At 69.8% G+C, this 18,853-nt stretch carries 16 protein-coding genes; 8 read left to right on the forward strand and 8 right to left on the reverse strand.

The genetic code is table 11. From position 1 onward, the window contains the following. Window positions 1–44: 44 nt before the first annotated feature. The 3 genes from AC1DSZ_RS20595 to AC1DSZ_RS20605 all read left to right on the forward strand — a co-directional run bounded on the left by AC1DSZ_RS20595 (window position 45) and on the right by AC1DSZ_RS20605 (window position 4,159). The gene (locus tag AC1DSZ_RS20595) at window positions 45–1,364 is read left to right on the forward strand and encodes a M16 family metallopeptidase (RefSeq protein WP_476840213.1); all 1,320 of its coding nucleotides are present in this window, start codon (window positions 45–47) and stop codon (window positions 1,362–1,364) included. Between the two features lie 86 nt (window positions 1,365–1,450). Continuing rightward, window positions 1,451–2,731 (forward strand): M16 family metallopeptidase, encoded by a 1,281-nt coding sequence (locus tag AC1DSZ_RS20600; RefSeq protein ID WP_476840214.1) that lies wholly within the window; start codon window positions 1,451–1,453, stop codon window positions 2,729–2,731. Between the two features lie 162 nt (window positions 2,732–2,893). Next, window positions 2,894–4,159, forward strand: a complete 1,266-nt coding sequence (locus AC1DSZ_RS20605; protein WP_476840215.1) for a TadE/TadG family type IV pilus assembly protein — start codon at window positions 2,894–2,896, stop codon at window positions 4,157–4,159. Window positions 4,160–4,171: 12 nt separating this feature from the next. Here AC1DSZ_RS20605 and AC1DSZ_RS20610 read toward each other — a convergent pair whose 3' ends face one another. The 4 genes from AC1DSZ_RS20610 to AC1DSZ_RS20625 form a co-directional block, all read right to left on the reverse strand. Next, window positions 4,172–5,632, reverse strand: a complete 1,461-nt coding sequence (locus tag AC1DSZ_RS20610) for a methyl-accepting chemotaxis protein (RefSeq protein ID WP_476840216.1) — start codon at window positions 5,630–5,632, stop codon at window positions 4,172–4,174. A gap of 3 nt (window positions 5,633–5,635) precedes the next feature. After that, window positions 5,636–6,016 (reverse strand): hypothetical protein, encoded by a 381-nt coding sequence (locus tag AC1DSZ_RS20615; RefSeq protein WP_476840217.1) that lies wholly within the window; start codon window positions 6,014–6,016, stop codon window positions 5,636–5,638. Window positions 6,017–6,484: 468 nt separating this feature from the next. Beyond that, window positions 6,485–8,089, reverse strand: coding sequence for an ABC transporter substrate-binding protein (locus AC1DSZ_RS20620; RefSeq protein ID WP_476840218.1), 1,605 nt, complete (start codon window positions 8,087–8,089; stop codon window positions 6,485–6,487). 111 nt (window positions 8,090–8,200) lie between these two features. After that, window positions 8,201–8,992, reverse strand: a complete 792-nt coding sequence (locus AC1DSZ_RS20625; RefSeq protein WP_476840219.1) for a fumarylacetoacetate hydrolase family protein — start codon at window positions 8,990–8,992, stop codon at window positions 8,201–8,203. 182 nt (window positions 8,993–9,174) lie between these two features. Between AC1DSZ_RS20625 and AC1DSZ_RS20630 the strand changes: the two genes are divergently transcribed. From AC1DSZ_RS20630 to AC1DSZ_RS20645, 4 genes are all read left to right on the forward strand, one after another. After that, window positions 9,175–9,924 carry a molybdate ABC transporter substrate-binding protein gene (locus AC1DSZ_RS20630; protein WP_476840220.1) on the forward strand — a complete coding sequence of 250 codons (750 nt, stop codon included), beginning with the start codon at window positions 9,175–9,177 and terminating at the stop codon, window positions 9,922–9,924. 153 nt (window positions 9,925–10,077) lie between these two features. After that, a complete protein-coding gene (gene mutL / locus AC1DSZ_RS20635) occupies window positions 10,078–11,949 on the forward strand; it encodes a DNA mismatch repair endonuclease MutL (RefSeq protein ID WP_476840221.1) in 1,872 nt (623 codons plus the stop codon). 5 nt (window positions 11,950–11,954) lie between these two features. Further along, a complete protein-coding gene (locus AC1DSZ_RS20640) occupies window positions 11,955–12,278 on the forward strand; it encodes an AbrB/MazE/SpoVT family DNA-binding domain-containing protein (RefSeq protein ID WP_476840222.1) in 324 nt (107 codons plus the stop codon). Beyond that, entirely contained in the window at window positions 12,221–12,568 is a 348-nt protein-coding gene (locus tag AC1DSZ_RS20645) for a type II toxin-antitoxin system PemK/MazF family toxin (protein WP_476840223.1), read from the forward strand. The genes AC1DSZ_RS20640 and AC1DSZ_RS20645 overlap by 58 nt, the downstream gene beginning before the upstream one ends. Window positions 12,569–12,907: 339 nt before the next feature. On the opposite strand, the gene rsmD is transcribed toward AC1DSZ_RS20645, so the two are convergent. Both rsmD and AC1DSZ_RS20655 read right to left on the reverse strand, forming a co-directional pair. Continuing rightward, complete coding sequence (rsmD, locus tag AC1DSZ_RS20650) at window positions 12,908–13,462, reverse strand: 16S rRNA (guanine(966)-N(2))-methyltransferase RsmD (RefSeq protein WP_476840224.1); 555 nt, start codon at window positions 13,460–13,462, stop codon at window positions 12,908–12,910. Between the two features lie 3 nt (window positions 13,463–13,465). Beyond that, entirely contained in the window at window positions 13,466–15,829 is a 2,364-nt protein-coding gene (locus tag AC1DSZ_RS20655) for a pseudouridine synthase (protein WP_476840225.1), read from the reverse strand. Window positions 15,830–15,927: 98 nt separating this feature from the next. Between AC1DSZ_RS20655 and AC1DSZ_RS20660 the strand changes: the two genes are divergently transcribed. Next, window positions 15,928–16,356, forward strand: coding sequence for a nucleoside deaminase (locus AC1DSZ_RS20660; RefSeq protein WP_476840313.1), 429 nt, complete (start codon window positions 15,928–15,930; stop codon window positions 16,354–16,356). Here the strand turns inward: AC1DSZ_RS20660 and AC1DSZ_RS20665 are convergent. Together AC1DSZ_RS20665 and AC1DSZ_RS20670 are read right to left on the reverse strand one after the other, a co-directional pair. Further along, complete coding sequence (locus tag AC1DSZ_RS20665) at window positions 16,328–17,203, reverse strand: patatin-like phospholipase family protein (RefSeq protein ID WP_476840226.1); 876 nt, start codon at window positions 17,201–17,203, stop codon at window positions 16,328–16,330. The two genes, AC1DSZ_RS20660 and AC1DSZ_RS20665, sit on opposite strands and share 29 nt — an antisense overlap. A 54-nt stretch (window positions 17,204–17,257) precedes the next feature. Further along, on the reverse strand, window positions 17,258–18,625 hold the full coding sequence (locus AC1DSZ_RS20670; RefSeq protein ID WP_476840227.1) for a glutamate--cysteine ligase: 1,368 nt from the start codon (window positions 18,623–18,625) through the stop codon (window positions 17,258–17,260). Window positions 18,626–18,853 lie beyond the last annotated feature (228 nt).

Raw genomic sequence — 18,853 nt, forward strand, 5'->3', positions numbered from 1 at the left:
GTCATCCTTGCATCAGACGCCGAGCCCTCCGGTCGAGGATCATCATGACAGTCGCCGACGCTCCCGCCGCCTCTTCCGCACCCGCGCACGGCGAGGGCCCCCAGGTCTCCGATTTCAAGCTCGCCAACGGCCTCGAAGTGGTGGTGATCCCCGATCACCGCACGCCCGTGGTCACGCACATGATCTGGTATCGCAACGGCTCTGCGGATGATCCGATCGGCAAGTCCGGCATCGCGCATTTCCTCGAGCACCTGATGTTCAAGGGCACGGCCAGCCACCCGCAAGGCGAGTTCTCCAACATCGTGGCGGAGCTCGGCGGGCAGGAGAACGCCTTCACGTCGCTCGACTACACGGCCTATTACCAGCGCGTCGCCAAGGAGCACCTTGGGACCATGATGGAGCTCGAGGCCGACCGGATGAGCAACCTTGTGCTCTCCGACGACGTGGTCGCGCCCGAGCGCGACGTGGTGCTGGAAGAGCGCCGCATGCGGGTCGAGACCGACCCGGGCTCCCAGCTCGGCGAGTCGGTCGCCTCGGCGCTGTTCACGCATCATCCCTACGGCATCCCGATCATCGGCTGGATGCATGAGATCGAGAAGCTCGACCGCACGGACGCGCTGGAGTTCTACAAGCGCTTCTACACGCCCGAGAACGCCATCCTGGTGGTGGCCGGCGACGTGACGCCCGACGAGGTCAAGGCTCTTGCCGAGACCACCTACGGCCGCGTGCCCGCGCTTGGCAGCGCCCCCCAGCGCCAGCGGCCGCAGGAGCCCGAGACGCGCGCTTACCGGCGCGTCAGCCTCGCGGATCCCAAGGTCGAGCAGCCCTCGCTGCAGCAGGCCTTCCTGGCTCCGTCCTACTCCACGGCCGAGCCCGGCGACGCCGAGGCGCTGGACGTGCTGACGCAGATCCTGGGCGCCCACGCCACCGGCAGGTTGCATCGCCGCCTCGTGATGGAGAAGCGCGTCGCCGTCGCGGCCGGCGCCTGGTACCAGGGCACGGCCGTGGACCGCACCCGGGTGGTGCTCTACGCCGTGCCGCGCCCGGGCGTCGAGCTCGAGGATCTCGAGACCGAGATCGAGGCGGCGGTCGCCGACCTGGTCGCGAACGGGGTGGAAGCGAAGGAGCTCGAGCGCGCCAAGACGCGCCTGATCGCCGACACCGTTTACGCCCAGGACAGCCAGGCCTCGCTGGCCCGCATCTACGGCTCCACGCTCGCCACCGGCGGCCGCGTGCAGGATGTGGCGCGTTGGCCGCAGGACATCGAGAAGGTCACGGCCGAGGCCGTGCGGCAGGCCGCCGCGCGCTGGCTGCCGCCGCGCCGCTGCGTCAGCGGCTATCTGGTGAAGGACGAGGCGGCCTGAGCCGCGTCGTCCCGTCCGCCTGACCCTGTTGTTCCGCGCACACCCGGCCGACCCGGGCGTCGCGCAGTCGAGAATCGAGCATCGCCATGAACGCGCCCGTCCAGCCCGAGAGAACCTCCCACGCCTCGCGCATCCAGCGCGTCGCCACCCGCTGCGGCGTCGAGGCCTGGCTGGTGGAGGACTACACGGTGCCGCTGGTGGCGCTGGAGTTCGCCGCGCTGGGCGGCTCCTCGCAGGATCCGGCCGGCAAGCCGGGCGTTTCCTACTTCCTTTCCGGCATCCTGGACGAGGGCGCGGGCCCCTACGACTCGGCCGCCTTCCATGAGCGGCTGGACGAGTTCGCGATCGAGCTGCGCTTCCACACCGACCGCGACGTGTTCTCCGGCCACCTGCGCACGCTCGCCAAGCGCAAGGACGAGGCTTTCGACATGCTGCGCCTCTGCCTCGCGGAGCCGCGCTTCGACGACGAGCCGATGGAGCGCGTGCGCCACCAGATTGAGGCCGGCATCCGGCACGAGATCAACGATCCCGACAGCATGGCGAGCCGCGCCTTCTTCGAAACCGCGTTTCCGGGCCACCCCTACGGCCGCGCCGTGCACGGCTCGCTCGAAAGCCTGCCGACGATCGGCCGTGAGGACCTGCTGGACTACCGCCGCCGCGTGATCGCCCGCGACGCCATCCGGATCGGCGTCGTCGGCGCCATCGACGCCGCGACGCTGGCGGCGGCGCTCGACCGCATCTTCGGCGACCTCCCGGCCAAGGCCGAGCGCGCGCCGGTCGCCGACGTGAAGCCGGCCGCGATCGGGACCCGCAAGGTCATCGACCTCGACATCCCGCAATCCTCCGTGCGCTTCGGCGGTCCCGGCTTGGCGCGCCGCGATCCGGACTGGATCCCCGCGCTCGTGGTCAACCACATCCTGGGCGGCGGCGTCTTCTCGGCCCGCCTGTTCCGCGAAGTCCGCGAGAAGCGCGGCCTCGCTTATTCGGTCTACTCGCACCTGGCGCCGCTGCAGCACGCCGCGATGTTCATGGGCGGCACCTCGACCAAGAACGAGCGCACGGCCGAATCCATTGCGCTGATCGAGAGCGAGATCCTCGGCATGGCCGAGCATGGGCCCACCGCGGATGAACTCGACAAGGCCAAGAAGTACCTGATCGGCTCCTACGCGCTGAACTTCGACACCTCCACCAAGATCGCCGGCCAGCTCGTGCGCATCCAGCTCGACGATCTCGGGATCGACTACATGGACCGGCGCAACGGCCTCGTGCAGGCCGTTTCGCTCGAGGACACGGCCCGCGTCGCCAAGCGCCTGCTCGGCGAGGGCAAGCTGCTGGTCACTGTGGTTGGACGCCCCGTCGGCGTCTGACCTGCCTATACTTTGGCAGCTTGGAAGATACCACAAGTCAAAAAACATCGACTTTAAGTAACAGACGTCTTTCTGCCGCTGAAATAACATATTTTTAGAGAGTCGAAGACTATTGTTCTGAACACGGGCGCATATGGTTGCTCGATCAGATGATAGAGTTCGATGATCAAAGCCTGCGCCAGACGTCTTCGAGCCGATGAGCGCGGCGCCGTCGCGGTCATCTTCGCGTTCGTGCTGATCCCGATGGTGCTCTTCGCCGGCGTCGCGATCGACTACACGCGTTTCGCGTCCGCGAAAGCCAAGCTCGACGCCGCCGCCGACGCGGCCGTGCTGGCCGCCACCAGCAACTCCACCAACACGGCCTCGGCCGAGGCGGCCCGCAAGATCGCGCAGGACCTGTTCTCCAGCCTCGCCGATAACGCGCGTCCGCTGGATGTCGACGGGCTGACCGTCACGGTGAGCGACAAGGGCGTCGATCGCACGGCGCAGCTTTCGTACACGGCCCGCATGCGCACCAGCCTGGGCGGCGTCATGGGCATGGAGTGGATGACCGCGAACGGCTACGCCACCTCGGCGCAAAGCCGCGCGCCCTATATCGACTTTTACCTCGTGCTCGACAACTCGCCCTCCATGGGCGTGGGCGCGACCACGGCCGACATCGCCAAGATGGTGGCCAACACGAGCGACAAGTGCGCCTTCGCGTGCCACGACATGTCGAACGCCAACAACTACTACGACCTCGCCAAGAAGCTGGGCGTCACGACCCGCATCGACGTGCTGCGCTCCGCCACCCAGAGCCTGATGGACACGGCCGCCAGCCTCGCCGCCATGCCCAACCAGTTCCGCATCGGCATCTATGACTTCGGCGCCGACGCCGCCAACGCCAAGCTGACCGAGATCACGCCGCTCACCCCCATCCTGGCCAATGCAAAAGCCAAGGCGGGCACGATCGACCTGATGACGGTGCCGTACCAGAACTACAACAACGATATGCTGACGCCGCTGACCGCGATCATGCAGGCCGCCAACCAGACCATCTCGGACCCGGGCGACGGCTCCGGCCCGTCCATGCCCCAGAAAGTGATGTTCCTGGTCTCGGACGGGGTGGCGGACGAGTACAACCCCACCGGCTGCAGCCGCCCTACCGCCGGCGGCGGCCGCTGCCAGGCGCCCATCACGGTGTCGCAGTGCGACGCGATCAAGGCGCGCGGCGTCCGGATCGCGGTGCTCTACACCACCTACCTGCCGCTGCCGACAAACGGTTGGTACAACGCTTGGCTGGCGCCCTTCGCGGGCGCGATCAGCCCCCGGATGTCGGCCTGCGCCAGCCCCGGCCTGTTCTTCGAGGTCAGCCCGTCCCAGGGCATCGCCGAGGCCATGGCGGCGCTGTTCAAGCAGGCCGTGGTGGTCGCCCGCCTCACCAAGTAGGAGCGCCCGCCGTCAAACCTCCTGCACGAGCTTGTGCAGGAAGCGCTCGACGTCCGTGTTGAGCCGGTCCGCCGCGAGCTGCACCGACGTGGCGGCGCTGCCCGCCGTGATCGCGCTGCCCTTGGTGCGGTCCGCCGCGCCCGCCGCCCGGGTCGAGAACTCGCGCATGTTCTCCGCTCCGCGCGAGATGAAGCTCACCGCGGTGGCGATCTCCTCGATGGCGGCGTGCTGCTGCTCCACCGAGGCGGCGATCTCGATGGCGCTCTCGTCGATGCTGTCCAGCGCCGACGCGAAGAAGCGCACGCCGTCCACGGTGCGCTTGGAGATGCTCACCACCTCGTCCACTTGCCGCTCGATCGCGACAGCCGCCGTGGCGGTCTGGGCCGAGAGCGACTTCACCTCGTTGGCCACCACCGCGAAGCCGCGGCCGGCCTCGCCGGCGCGCGCCGCCTCGATGGTGGCGTTGAGCGCCAGCAGGTTGGTCTGCTGGGCGACGTTGCGGATCATGTCCACGAAGGAGGCGATGCGGTCGATGGAGCCCGAGAGCTCGTCCGCCAGCGCCTGCGCTTCGGCGGCGCGATCGCGGCCCTGGCAGGTCAGCATTGCGGTTTCGCTCATCCGGTTGGCGATCTCGCCGATCGCGCTGGTGAGCTCCTGCGTGGCCATGTGCACCATGGGGGCGCGCTCGGCCGTCGACATCGCGCAGTCCTCCACCTGGGTGGCGAGCTCCGACGCGCTGGTCGACATGGTGGCCAGCGACCCGCTGGTGTCGTGCATCTCGCGCGCGGCCTGGTCGAACGAGCCGCGCAGCTCCGCGATGGTCTGCGGAAAGGCCTTGGCCATGTCGACGATGTGCCGATGCGCGCGGCTCTCGCGCTCGGCCACGAGCTGGTAGTCGGCGGCCAGCCTGGCGGCTTCGGCGCGCGCTTCCTCGGCCTGGGCGAGCGAGCGTTCGGTGGCCCCGAAAGCCTCGGCGAGCTTGCTCGTGAGCAGCGACAGGGCCGCTACTTCCACCGCCACCACGAAGCCGTGCAGCAGCACCCGCGCCATGCTGGACGCGGCCGGGAACACGGCGCCCGGATACACGGCGTTCAGCACGAGGTGGTGCACGACCACGAAGCCGGCCGCCGCCATGAGCGATCGCCAGCAGCACCACGCCGCCGCGATCGCCAACGCGGCGAAGAACGTCATGTGGACGTCCAGGATGACGCTCGAGCCCTCGGCGCAGAGCAGATAGAGCGCGCCATACGCCACCACCGCGATGGAGGTCACGATCCGCGCCGGCAGGGCGGTGCCCCAGACCCGATAAGCAGCCGTGCACGCCAGCGTCAGCGTAAGGCTGACTGCGATCAGCAGCGCGGCCTGCTCGTGCCCGGCCAGCAGCGCAAGGGCGGCGACCAGGGCGGCGTTGAACCAGAGAAACGCGAGAAACCGTGGCGCGACCCACGCACGAAACTGTTGCAGCGTGGTCATGGGTCAGCTCTTGGACGGAGGGGCGCAGGCGATGGAAGACAACGGGCTGAGAACCAGCAGTGCGCCGGCCCGGCGCAGCCGCACCCGGAAACCGTCGTCGTCGGCAGTCGCGACGACGATCCAGGACCAGCTCGCGGCCCGCACGATCTGGCCGTCGCTGCGCGCCACCAGCGAGGCGGCGTCTTCCGCCCCGAAGGGATTGACCACCACCGCGTAAGGCCCCGGGCCCCGCGCGCCCAGCTCCAGCATCAGCAGCGGGACCAGGATGGCCGTGATCGCCCCCGCAATCCCAAGCGCTTCGGCGCAGCGCGCCGGGATCGTGCGCCATTTTTCGCCAGTCGCTCGGGGGATCGCGATGGCGCTCGCAAGAGGTGTAGGGAGCACGAAGATAGTCCGAGAGTTGTAAGACTTCTCTTTTCTGGCGCGGATATCTGAAGAGCCAATTAAGTCCACAATTATCAGGCGGTTACATCGATTATAGCAACACCATGCACTGGGCGGCTGGCGGGTTCGACCGTCTCGTGGCGGCGGCAGTCCAAAGTTTCGGGCGCGAGTCCGGAAAAGCGACGTCGGAAATCTAATAAGTCATTGAAGTTGTGAGGAATGTAGAGTCGTACAACAACCGGAAGCTCGGTCGCCCATCGCGGGCCCCTTGGCCGAGAGGGTTCGGAAACTCCCCGGCATTTCACTTCGCTCAATGTGACGACTATCGCGGAGCCTCGCCTCGGTCGCCCGAACGCCTGACCGGCGCCCGCCACGTGTGGAGAATTCGCCGCGCAGCGACAACGCGCCACAGGCTCGCCGACGCTCAACGCGGGGGAGGGCGGCGCATCGCTGCGCCGCCGCTCGGGCTCACTGCATGCCGATGGTGGTCAGGTCCTGGAACCAGTGTTGCGCCTGCACGAAGCTCTTCACCTTGGGCGAGAGCGCGTGCGGGTTGGTGTCGTGCACGGCCCAGACCAGCACGGCGTCGTCGACGATCAGCGTGTGCGCCTGCGCGAGCAGCTTGTCCTGCTCGGCCACGTCGAAGCTCTTCTTCGCCTGGTCGATCAGCGCATCCACCTTGGGATTGGCGTAGTAGCCCCAGTTCACCCCCACCGGCGCGACCTGGCCCGAATGGAAGAAGCGCACCAGCGCGTAGAGCGGATCCGACGTCACATACGCGACGTTGTTGGCCGACACGCCGGCGTTCATCTCGTCCTTCGCGCCCTTGCGCCACTGCGTGTAGAGCACTTCGAGCTCCACCGGCTTGAACGAGAGCTCGATGCCGACCTCCTTGAGGTTCTGCTGGATGTACTCGTTCATCGGCAGGCTCTGCATCTGCCCCGTGCCGCCGGTCGCGATCGCGAAGGTCGCCTTCAGCGGTTTCTCGGGCGAGTAGCCGGCTTCCTTGACGAGAGCCTTGGCGGCCTCGGGATCGTACTTGATGTCGAAGCTCGGCTTGCCGAACCAGGGGCTCGACGGGTCGACCTGCCCCTTGGCGGGGCTCGCCAGACCGCCCAGGAGCTCCACGAGGCCGGCGCGGTCGATCGCGAGGTTCAAGGCCTTGCGCAGGCGGATGTCCGTCCAGGGCGAACCGGGCAGCACGCTCAGATGGTAGTTCCACACATGCGGGGTGACGTTGTCGACGATCTTGAACCCGCCGCTCTTGATCTGCGGCACGGTGTCGGGCGCCGGCGCCTCGATGATGTCCACCTGCCCGGAAAGCAGCGCGTTGGTGCGGTTCAGCGCCTCAGGAAGCGGCACCAGCACGAGCTTGTCGACCTTGGGGATGCGCTTGGGGTTCCAGTAGGCCTCGTTCTTCACCATCTCGGCGCGCTGGCGCGGCTGGAACGAGGTGAGCCGGAACGGCCCCGTGCCGGAGGGCTGCGACGCGAACTTGTCCCAGTCCTTGCCGACCTTCTCGAACTGCGCCGGGCTCGAAACCAGGAACCAAAGCATCTGGTAGGGGAAGAAGCTGTCCACGTCCTTGGTGGTGATCTCCACCGTGGCGTCGTCCACCTTGCGCCAGCTCGCCACCGAGGGGAGGCGCGGCCGCACCTGCGCGCTCTGGCGCTTGTCGAACTGGGCGGACTTGTCGTCCAGCACCTTGTCGAGGTTCCAGATCACCGCATCGGCGTTGAAGTCGCTGCCGTCATGGAACTTCACGCCCTTGCGCAGCGCAAACCGCCAGACCTTCGGATTGGCGGCGTCCACCGTCCACTCGGTCGCGAGGCCCGGCACGAGCTTGCCCGGCCGGTCGGCCACGTCCATCTCCCACGCGACCAGCGGGTCATACAACGTGTAGCCGGTGAACTGGTAGGCGCCCGCGCCGCGGTCGGGCTGGCCGGTGGTCAGCGGGATGTCGGCCAGCGACATGCCGTAGCGCACGACGGTTTCGGCGGAGGCGATCGAAGACACGGCGGCCGAACCGGCCAGAACGGTGAAAAACGCGGCGGACAGCAATCTGCGGTGCATTGCGGGCTCCCTCCAAGGAGCCCGCCACTTTGCAAGTGGGATGCCAGACGCCAGGGCTGAGGCGCGGCTCGATGACGCGCAAGCGCGCGTCGGAAACCGCGCCCCGTACGCTCAGACAATCTTGATCGACATGTCCGGCAGTCCCTCGATCTTGCACAGGAGCACGTCGCCCTTCACCACCGGGCCGACATTCTCGGGCGTGCCCGAATAGATGATGTCGCCGGCCTGCAGCTCGAACGCCTCCGAGAGCTTGGAGATCTGCTCGGCCACGCTCCAGATCATATTGGAGAGATTGCTGGACTGCTTCACGGTCCCGTTCACGGCCAGCGAGATCGCGCCTTTTTCGAATGGCCCGGTCTTGTCGGCCGGATGCAGCGGCCCGATCGGGGCCGAGCGGTCGAAGCTCTTGCCGATCTCCCACGGCTTCTTCTCGTCGCCCATGGCGCGCTGCAGGTCGCGGCGCGTCATGTCGAGGCCGACCGCGTAGCCGTAGACGTGCTCCAGGGCCTTATCGATCGGGATGTTGCGGCCGCCGCTCTTCAGCGCCGCCACGAGCTCCACCTCGTAATGGTAGTTCTTGGTCAGGCTCGGATAGGGGTGGTCCGCCACCTCGCCGACCTTCACGTTCTGGATGGCGTCGCTGGGCTTCTGGAAAAAGAACGGCGGCTCGCGATTCGGGTCCGAGCCCATCTCGCGCGAATGCGCCGCATAGTTTCGGCCGATGCAGTAGATGCGCCGCACCGGAAACACCTGGTCCGTCCCGACAATCGGGATCGTGGTCTGCGGCACGCTGAACAGCGTTTTCGGGGCGGCGGTGACTTGCGCCTGCGCCTCGGACGCCAGCACCGCGCCAGCGCCCGCCAGGGCCGCGAGGCTCAACATCTCACGACGGCTTTGCTCCATGACGTTTCCTCTTCGGCTCTTCGTTCTTCGTGGGCCGGGCTTCGCGCCGGCGCCCTATCTGGCGTGCCAGATGCCAATCTTGTCAACGCTGCGTGATCGCGCCTCGCAAAGGCTTGAACGGCGCGCCCGCACGCCCGAAGCTGCGCCGGAAAGCGCCCGCGTGCGGCGCCCGGGAGGAACGCATGAAGGTTGCAGCATTGGTCGTCGCCGGAGCCGTGGGGCTCGGCGCCGGTTCGGCCGGCGCGGGCGAGGTCCGCCTGCTCGGCACCGGCGCGGTGAAACACACCATCGAGAAGCTGTCGGAAGATTTTCGCCGCCGCACCGGGCATGAGGTCCGCGGCTCCTACGCCACCGCCGGCGTAGTGACGAGCCGCATCGAGAACGGCGAGGCGGCCGACATCGTCGCCTCCAGCCGCGCCAGCATCGCGGCGCTCGCCAAGGCCGGCAAGGTTTCGGGCGAAGCGCGCGACCTCGGGCAGGTCCGCATGGCCGTGGCGGTGCGCTCCGGCGCTGCAAAGCCAGATCTCTCCACCCCGGAGGCGCTGAAAGCCGCCCTCCTGGCTGCGCCCAGCGTGGGTTACGGGGATCCCAAGACGGGAGCCACCACGGGCGTGCACTTCGCCAAGATGCTTGAGCAGATGGGCCTCGCCGATGCCGTGAACAGCAAGGCCAACCTGCAGAAGGACGGCCTCGACGTCATGAAGGAAGTCGCCGAGGGCCGCGCCGCCATCGGGGTGACGCAGGCCAGCGAGGTGAAGGCCGTCGCGGGCGTCGATCTCGCCGGCTACCTGCCGGAGGCGCAGCAGCTCGTCAGCACCTACACGGCCGGGGTGACGCCGGCGGGCGCGAAGAACGAGGCCGCGGCGGCGTTTCTGGCCTATATCACCGGCCCGGACGGCAAGGCGGCCTTCAAGGCGGCCGGTTTCGAGTAGCAGCCCCGCATATGCGGCGCGGCCTTCCCGGTGGAGAGGAGGCCGCGCGCAGCCGCCGGCCCTAGCCCGCCGGGCTCCCGCGCCCTATCGTCCGGCCATGTCCGAAACGGGAATCATTCTCCGCCGCGCCCGGCGCCAAGCGTCGGTCCCGGCATGACGGTGCGCCGCCTCGATCCCGTGCTGGTGGACCGCATCGCGGCCGGCGAGGTTGTGGAGCGGCCCGCCTCGGCCATGAAGGAGCTCGTCGAGAACGCGCTGGACGCCGGCGCCGGCCGTATCGAGGTCGTGATCGAGGGCGGCGGCCGCCGGCTCATCCGCGTCGTGGACGACGGGCTCGGCATGACGCCGGAGGATCTCGACCTTGCGGTGGAGCGCCACGCCACCTCCAAGCTGCCGGACGGCGACCTCTTCGCGATCGACACGCTGGGCTTTCGCGGCGAGGCGCTGCCCTCCATCGGGGCGGTGGCGCGCCTGCATATCGCCACCCGGCAGGCGGGCGCGTCGCATGGCTCCTCCATCCTGGTGGACGCCGGGCTGAAGCACGCTGTCCGCCCCGCCGCCATCGATCGCGGCACCCGCGTCGAGATCGCCGACCTGTTCTACGCCACGCCGGCGCGCCTCAAATTCCTGAAAACCGACCGCGCGGAGGCCCAGGCTGTCGCCGACATGCTGAAGCGCCTCGCCATGGCGCACCCGGGCGTGCGCTTCGAGCTGGGCGGGGAGGGCGCGCCGGCGCTGGACTACCCGGCGGCCTCCGACCTCGACCCCGCCGCCGCGACGGCTCGGCGCCTCGCGCAGGTGATGGGGCGCGACTTCGTCGACAACGCCCTGCCGGTGGACGCCTGGCGCGAGGAGGTCGGCCTCGCCGGCCTCGCCGGCCTACCGACCGCGCACCGGCCGACCGGCGCGGCCATCCACCTTTTCGTCAACGGCCGCCCGGTGCGCGACAAGCTGCTGCTCGGCGCCGTGAAGGGCGCCTATGCGGACGTTGTGCCGAGCGGCCGCCACCCCGCGCTGGCGCTGTTCGTGACCTGCCCGGCGCGGCTCGTGGACGTCAACGTCCACCCGGGCAAGAGCGAGGTGCGCTTCCGCGATCCCGGCCTTGTCCGTGGCCTCGTCGTGGGCGCGCTGAAGCAGGTGCTGGGCGGCGCCGGCCACCGCGCCTCCAACACCGTGGGCGCCTCTGTCATCGACGCGCTGCGGGCCCACACGGGCGCCCAAGCGCCCCGCTCCTGGCTCGCCTCGCCGGCCACCCGCAATGTTGACTGGAACTGGCGCGCCAGCCCGGCCGCTCCGGACGAGCCACCCGGCCCGCCAAGCTACGACTCTGGCCCCGCCCCATCCTTCGGCTTCGCCGAAGCCGCGCAGGCCGCTTTCTCGGCTCTCGCCGACCCCGCCGCCGACGCCCGCGCGGCGACGTTTGCGCCCGCGCCCGACCTGCTGGAGCGCCCGCTCGGCGCCGCCCGGGCGCAGCTGCACGACACCTACATCGTCGCGCAGACGCGCGACGGCGTCGTGATCGTCGACCAGCACGCCGCCCATGAACGCCTTGTCTACGAGCGTCTGAAGGCCGAGCGCGCCGCCGCCGGCGTCAACCGCCAGATGCTGCTGATCCCGGCCGTGGTGGACCTCGACCCCGTGGAGGTCGACCGCCTCGCCGAAAAGGCCGACCTGCTCGCCGCCCTCGGCCTCGTGATCGAGCCGTTCGGCCCCGGCGCGGTCGCGGTCAGCGAAGTCCCGGCCGCCCTCGCGGGCGCTGACGTCGCCGCCCTCGTGCGCGACCTCGCGGACTCGCTGGAGGAATGGGGCGGCGCACTGGCCCTGGAAGACCGCCTCGACCACGTGCTGGCGACCTTCGCGTGCCACCACTCCGTGCGCGCCGGCCGGCGCCTCAAGCCCGAGGAAATGAACGCCCTCCTGCGCGAGATGGAGGCGACGCCGCTCTCCGGCCAGTGCAACCACGGCCGGCCCACCTATGTGGAGCTCAAGCTCGCCGACATCGAGCGGCTGTTCGGGCGGCGGTGAAGCGCTTGTCGTTTGGCAAGTTTGCGCCTAGTCTTTTCAGCATGAAGTCTACGATCATCAACATCGGCGACGCACGCGGGGTGCGCTTGCCTGAAGAGATCCTGGACGCGGCTGGGGTTACTCACGCCGTGAATGTCGAGCTGCGCGGAGCAGAAGTTGTTCTGACCGCGGCTGATGACCAGCGCCTCGGTGGTGACGCCGTTTCGAACGGGGCTGGCCGCGATGATTTGAGCCGGACGGGCAAAAAGAATTTCGATGATGAGGAATGGGAATGGCCGAACGACTTCGAAAACCACCGGCTCCCGGTCGTTTCGAAGCCTATCTCGTAACGCTCGATCCGGTTGTCGGGTCGGAAATTGCCAAAACTAGACCCTGCGTCGTCGTTTCTCCCGATCGCATAAACGTGTCGCTTGCGACAGCTCTCATCGTGCCTCTGACCTCACGCCGTCGCGGCTGGGAGCACCGGGTGGCGTTGCTGTTTGACGGCGTCCGCGGCGAACTTTGCACCGAGCAGTTGCGGGCTGTCAGCCGGGAGCGGTTAGGACGCTTTCTCGGCGTCCTCGACCCAATCACGGCGCGCCGCTTGGCCACTTCGTTGCAAGCGTTGTTCGCCTTCTAAGGTCCAACATCAAGCGGCGGATCTGGGAGGAAAAAAGGGGCAGCTTATCGGACGTGGCAAATTGATAGTCTCAGAGCGAGCCTAGCCCAAACTAGCGCAACCTGAGGGGGCGATCATGTGGTCTCTTGCCGACGCCAAAGCTCACCTGTCGGAATTGTTAGCCAAGGCCCGCAGCGGCGCAGCTCGAGGCATCGGCGCGCAGGAACCCTGCAGCGCCATCTCGCTCGACCGATCAAGACACGTGTCGGACGCGGATCACGACGGACGATGGCTGGTTGAACTGTCATCCAAAACGGGCTGCGACATTCCGGTTGTGCCCCGCAACGACGATCCCGTCAGTCACCCCACCCGCGCGAAAACCACCTGCGTGTCCCCGTAGTCCCGACGCTCCAGCAGCGTGAAGCCGTCCGGGAGCGTGAGTTCGGCTTCGGCGTGTTCTTCCACCACCAGCAGCGCGCCGGGCGCCAGCCAGCCGCCGTCGCGGGCCGAGGCGAGCGCCAGGGGGGCGAGGCCCTTGCCGTAGGGCGGATCGCAGAACACGAGGCCGAAAGGCGCGTTCGGGTGCGCGGCGCCCAGCTTGGTGGCGTCGCGGCGGAATACTTTGCTGAGGCCGGCCGCGCCGAGCGTCTCGATGTTGCTCTTCGTCAGTCCGCGACCCTCGGCGGAATCGTCCACGAACAGCGCGTAGGCGGCGCCGCGCGACAGCGCTTCCAGCCCCATCGCGCCCGTGCCGGCGAAAAGGTCGAGCACGCGCGCGCCGTGGACCGGGTCCTCATGCGCGTGCGCCAGGATGTTGAAGATCGTTTCGCGCAGCCGATCGGAGGTCGGCCGCACGGCCTGCGTCTTCGGGCTCGCGAGCGCCCGGCCCTTGAACCGGCCGCCGACGATCCGCATGGGTCAGCCTTCGCGCGGACGCCGGGGCGGACGTCCGCCCGCGCCGCCGGGACCGCCGCGGCCGGGGCCGGAGCCACCACGGCCGGGACCCTTCGAGAAGCCGCCCGGCTTGCCGCCCGGGCCGCCCCGCGATCCGCCAGGACCGCCCCGCGAACCGCCAGGACCGCTCGGCCTGTCGCCACGCGCCTTGAACCCACCTTCGGGCCGGTCGTTGCGCGCGGGTCGATCGCCGGTCCGCTCAGGCCGGTCGCCGCGCGCCGGACGGTCGCCACGGTCAGGCCGATCGCCCCGAGGCTTGAAGCCCGCGCCGGCGCGATCGTCGCGCGGCTTGAAGGTGCGCGGCTTCCGCGCCCCGCCTTCGCCTTCGGCCCTGCGTCCCTCGAACCAGAGGTCGCGCTTGGGCCGGTCATCGCCGCCGCTGCGCGGCCGCTCGTCGCGTTCGCGGGGCGCATAGCTACGCTTCTCGCCTGAGCCGGCCCGGTCGCCGCCGAAGCTGCGCTTGGGGCCGCCCGTGGGCCGGTCGCCGAAGCTGCGGCGTTCGCCGCGCTCGCCCGCCGGGCGCTCGCGCCGCTCGGGGCGGTCGCCCTCGGGGCGGGCCCGGAAGGGCCTGTCAGACCGCGGCCGCTCCGCGCCATCGTCGCGCGGGCGCGGCGGCCCGCGCCGCTGCGGCTTGTCCTCACGCGGCGCCTCGCGCTCGAAGGCGGCCGGATCGGCCTTGATCCGCTCCACCTTCACGGCGCGGCCCTTGGGATCCTTCACCGCGCCGGCGCGCGAGCGCACCTTGTCGGCGCTTTCGACCCGGGCCAGCTTGGGGTCTGCGCCCCGGCGCGGGACCTTGCCGCGCGGCACGTTGGCCTCGGCGTCGTCGGCGCGCCAGATGCTGGTCAGCGGCTCCATCGGATGCCGCCGCTTGGGCTTGGGCTTCTCGTCGCCTTCGGTCTCGCCGAAGCGGCCACTGCGGTCGTCCCGGCCGCCGCGATCATCACGACCGCCCCGGTCGTGATGATCCTGGCCCCAGCTGCGGCCGGCGCCGCGCTCGGGCGCGTCGTCGCGGCTGCGGCGCTTCGGGCGGTCGTCGCCCGTCACGGCGTCGCGCGCCGTCTTGGCCTTGGGCCGGAAATCGTCCTCGTCATACACGAACACCGGCGCGTCGAAGTCGACCTCCGCCTGGGCGGCGAGATCGACGCCGAGCTGGTCCTGCAGCACCCGGGTGGGGATCTCCTCGGCCGCGCCTTCCGGCAGCTCGTTGAGCTGGAACGGGCCGAAGGAGAGCCGGATCAGCCGGTTCACCTGGAGGCCCAGATGCTCGAGGATCTTCTTGACCTCGCGGTTCTTGCCTTCGCGCAGGCCCAGCGTCAGCCAGGCGTTGTCGCCCTGGGCGCGGTCCAGCGTGGCTTCCACGGGGCCGTAGTTCATGCCCTCGACGGTGACGCCGTCGCGCAGCGCGTCGAGCTGCGGCTGGGTGATCTCGCCATAGGCGCGCACGCGGTAGCGGCGCAGCCAGCCGGTTTCGGGCAGCGACAGCACGCGCGCCAGCCCGCCGTCGTTGGTCAGCAGCAGCAGGCCCTCGGTATTGATGTCGAGGCGCCCGATGGTGATCACGCGCGGCAGGCCGGGCGGCAGCGCGTCGAACACGGTGCGGCGACCCTCGGGGTCCCGCACGGTCGTCACCACGCCGCGCGGCTTGTGGAACATGAACAGCCGCGTGCGCTCGCGCGTCGGCAGCGGCGCGCCGTCCACCACGACCTTGTCGTTGGCGTTCACGTCCAGCGCCGGGCTGGTCAGCGTCACGCCGTTCACGGCGACGCGCCCCGCCTCGATCCAGGCCTCGGCGTCGCGGCGCGAGCACAGGCCCGCGCGGGCGATCACCTTGGCGATGCGCTCGGAAAACTCCTTGCGCGGCGCCGCCTCGACGGTTTTGCGGGACTTGAAGTCGCGACCGCCAGCGTCGCCGCGACCGCCAGCGTCGCCGCGCGGCGCCCCGCGTCCCCCGCCGAAGCTCTTGCGCTCACCGCCCTCGGGGCGGGCGCGGAACGGCCGCTCGCCGCCCTCGGCGCGCGCGGGCCGGCTGCCTTGCGGACGATCACCCTGCGGACGGTCACCCTGGGGGCGTGCGCTGCGCTGCGGCCGGTCGCCGGTCGCGGGCCTCTCGGAGCGCGCCGGTCGGTCGCCGTCGAAGCGCCTCGGCCGGGCGTCGCCCTCGGCGCGCGGAGCGCGCGCGGGGCGGTCGTCGCCGCCGCGACCCTTTGCGGGTCCGCCCGAGCGTGGGCCGAAGCTCTTGCCGCCGCGGCTGTCGCCGCCGCCGGCGCCGCCACGGGATGGAGGCCGGCCCTTGCCGCCGCCGCGATCATTCGTTCTGTCGTTCATTGGCCGCTGATAGAGCATTTCGTGCCGAAGTGGTATCGGCTTCACGAAACTTCCTTGCCGACGAGGACCTCGCCGTGCCCGAAATCCGTCCCGACCCCATGGCGATGGCGCTGGACGAGGCGCGCGCCGCCGCCGCGCGGGGCGAGGTGCCGGTGGGCGCCGTGGTGGTGCGCGACGGCGTCGTTCTGGCGGCGGCGGGAAATCGGACGTTGGCGGACCATGATCCCTCCGCGCATGCCGAGATGCTGGCCATCCGGCAGGCCTGCTCGGCGATAGGCTCCGAGCGGCTCGTCGGCTGCGATCTCTACGTCACGCTGGAGCCCTGCCCGATGTGCGCCGGCGCGATCTCGTTCGCGCGCATCCGGCGGCTCTATTTCGCCGCGGGCGACCCCAAGGGCGGCGCCGTGGAGCATGGCGTCAGGCTCTACGCGTCGCCCACCTGCCACCACGCCCCGGAGGTCTATGGCGGTCTGCGCGAGAGCGAGGCGGCCACGATGCTCAGGGCCTTTTTCGCCGAGCGGCGCTGACCCTGGCCGGCGCGAGCGCCGCGTCGAGGTCGCGCTTGAACTGCTCCTTGGCGGGCTCGGCTGCCTGCAGGATGGCCTTGGCGCGAAAGAAGTCGAGCCCCCGGAAGCCGTCCACGGCCGGACGCACCAGGATGTCCGGCGCGCGCGCCTTCAGCTTCTCGGCCACGATCGCGCCCTGCATGATCTGCGACGCTCCCAGCATGGCCTCGAACGCCTCCGGGGCGGCCTTGTTGTCGGGAACGGGCCCGCCCGTCACGTCCACGGCGATCACCACGGTTCCGGGGCCGTCCATGCCCTCGAACGGCAGCGGGTTCACGGCGCCGCCGTCGATGAACACGCGCCCGCCGGCCAGCACCGGCCGCACAAGCCCGGGGATCGCCATGGAGGCCGCCACTGCGCTCACCAGCGGCCCACTCGCGAAGCGGTGCTCGACGCGGCCATAATAGTCCGTCGCCACCGCCTGGAACGGGATCGCCAGGTCCTCGATCGCATCCGGCACGGCGTCGGGCCAGAACAGGTCGAGCAGCTTCTCTCCGTCCACCAGCACCGGGTTGCCGAGCCCCGAGAACAGGTCCGTGAGCTTGCCCACCCGCGCCTGCAGCACGCGCGACATCACCTGGGCGCGGTCGCGCAGCCGCGACAGCGCATAGGCGCGGAGGTCCTTGCCCGGGACGCCGCTCGCATAGGCCGCCCCCACGATGGCCCCGATGGAGGTGCCCGCGATGGCGGCGGGACGCAACCCCAGCTCGTCCAGCGCCTCCAGCATGGCGATGTGCGCGAGGCCGCGCGCGCCGCCGCCGCCGAGGGCGAGCGCGATGCGGGGAGAGGAGGGCGGGGCGGAGGTCATGCCGCACGATAGCGCAAGCGCGCCGCCGCGGTCATGCGCGCCGCCGTCGCGGGTTCAGAGCGCGTTCTGGTCGAACACGGGGTCGACCGAGCCGCCCCAAGGGCCGTGGAACTGCTCCAGCAGCACGTCCGCGCGGGTGCGCCCCGACGCCACCACCTCGTCCAGCGGCGCGAGATAGCGCGTCTCGTCCTGCCCATCCTCTTGCCGGGCCCGGCGCGCGAGCCCCTGCCGGGAGAGCGCCAGCACGTCCCGGGCGACCTCGCGCACGCTGCGGCCCGCCACGGTGGCGTCCAGCGCCTCGCGCGGAACCGCGTCGCGCAGCGCCTGCCGCTCGTGGGCGGTCCAGCCCTTCACGAGCTGCCACGCCTGGTCAAGCGCGGCGGCGTCATACAGCAGCCCCACCCAGAAGGCCGGCAGCGCCACAACCATGTCGGACGTGCCCATGTCGGCGCCGCGCATCTCCAGGTAGCGCTTCAGCCGCACCTCGGGAAACAGCGTCGAGAGGTGGTTGGCCCAGTCCGAAATCGTCGCCCGCTCGCCCGGCAGCTGCGCCAGCTTGCCGTCCAGCAGGTCGCGGAACGAGGCGCCGGCCACGTCGTGGTAGTGGTCGCCGCGCTTCACGAAATACATCGGCACGTCGAGCGCGTAGTCGACATAGCGCTCGAAGCCCATGCCGTCCTCGAACGCGAACGGGATCATGCCCGAGCGGTTGTTGTCGGTGTCCCGCCAGATCTCCGAGCGCACGGTCCGAAACCCGTTGGGCTTGCCCTCCGTGAACGGCGAGTTGGCGAACAGCGCGGTGGCGATCGGCTGCAGCGCCACCGAGACGCGCAGCTTCTTCACCATGTCGGCCTCGGAGGCGAAGTCGAGATTCACCTGCACCGTGCAGGTGCGAAACATCATGTCGAGCCCGCGCGTGCCCACCTGCGGCATGTAGCGCCGCATGATGCCGTAGCGCTGCTTGGGCATCACGGGCGTCTGCTCGCGCGTCCACACGGGGCTGTGGCCCAGCCCCAGGAAGCGCACGCCGATCTGGCCCGCCACCGAGTTCACGGCCTCCATGTGCTGCACCAGCTCGGAGCGCGTTTCGTGCAGCGTCTCCACGGGGGCGCCCGAGAGCTCGAACTGCCCGCCGGGCTCCAGCGAGATCGCGCCGCCCCCCATGGGGTCCGCGAGCCCGATAATGGCCTCGCCATCCATGATCGGCTCCCAGCCGATGCGCGATTCGAGGCCCTTCAGGATCGCCTCCACGCCGCGCGCGCCCGCATAGGGCACTGGCGCGTGGTCATGCGCGTAGAAGCCGAACTTCTCGTGCTCGGTGCCGAGGCGGAACTCGGACGCGGGTTTATTGCCCTGTTCAAACCAGGCGACCAGCTCGGCGCGGCTTTCAATCGGCGTCGGGTCGGACTGGTCACGGGCCATGGGAGATCCTGAATGCCGGCGCGAGGGGTGCGCGGGACACGTTCATTAAAGCGCCCAGCGCAACGAAGCAATGACAGGAACGGGTCCGATGCTTGCGCAAACGCAAAGGTCAGGGCGTCGGGATTTGTTTTCGGCACGGGAGCCTTGGCAGGCAAAGCCTTATTCTCTCCGTCATCCCCGGCTGCGCGCAGCGTCGGGAAGGGGATCCAGGAGGTGCGCGCCGTTGCC

Source organism: Alsobacter sp. P4_H11, assembly GCF_056400925.1.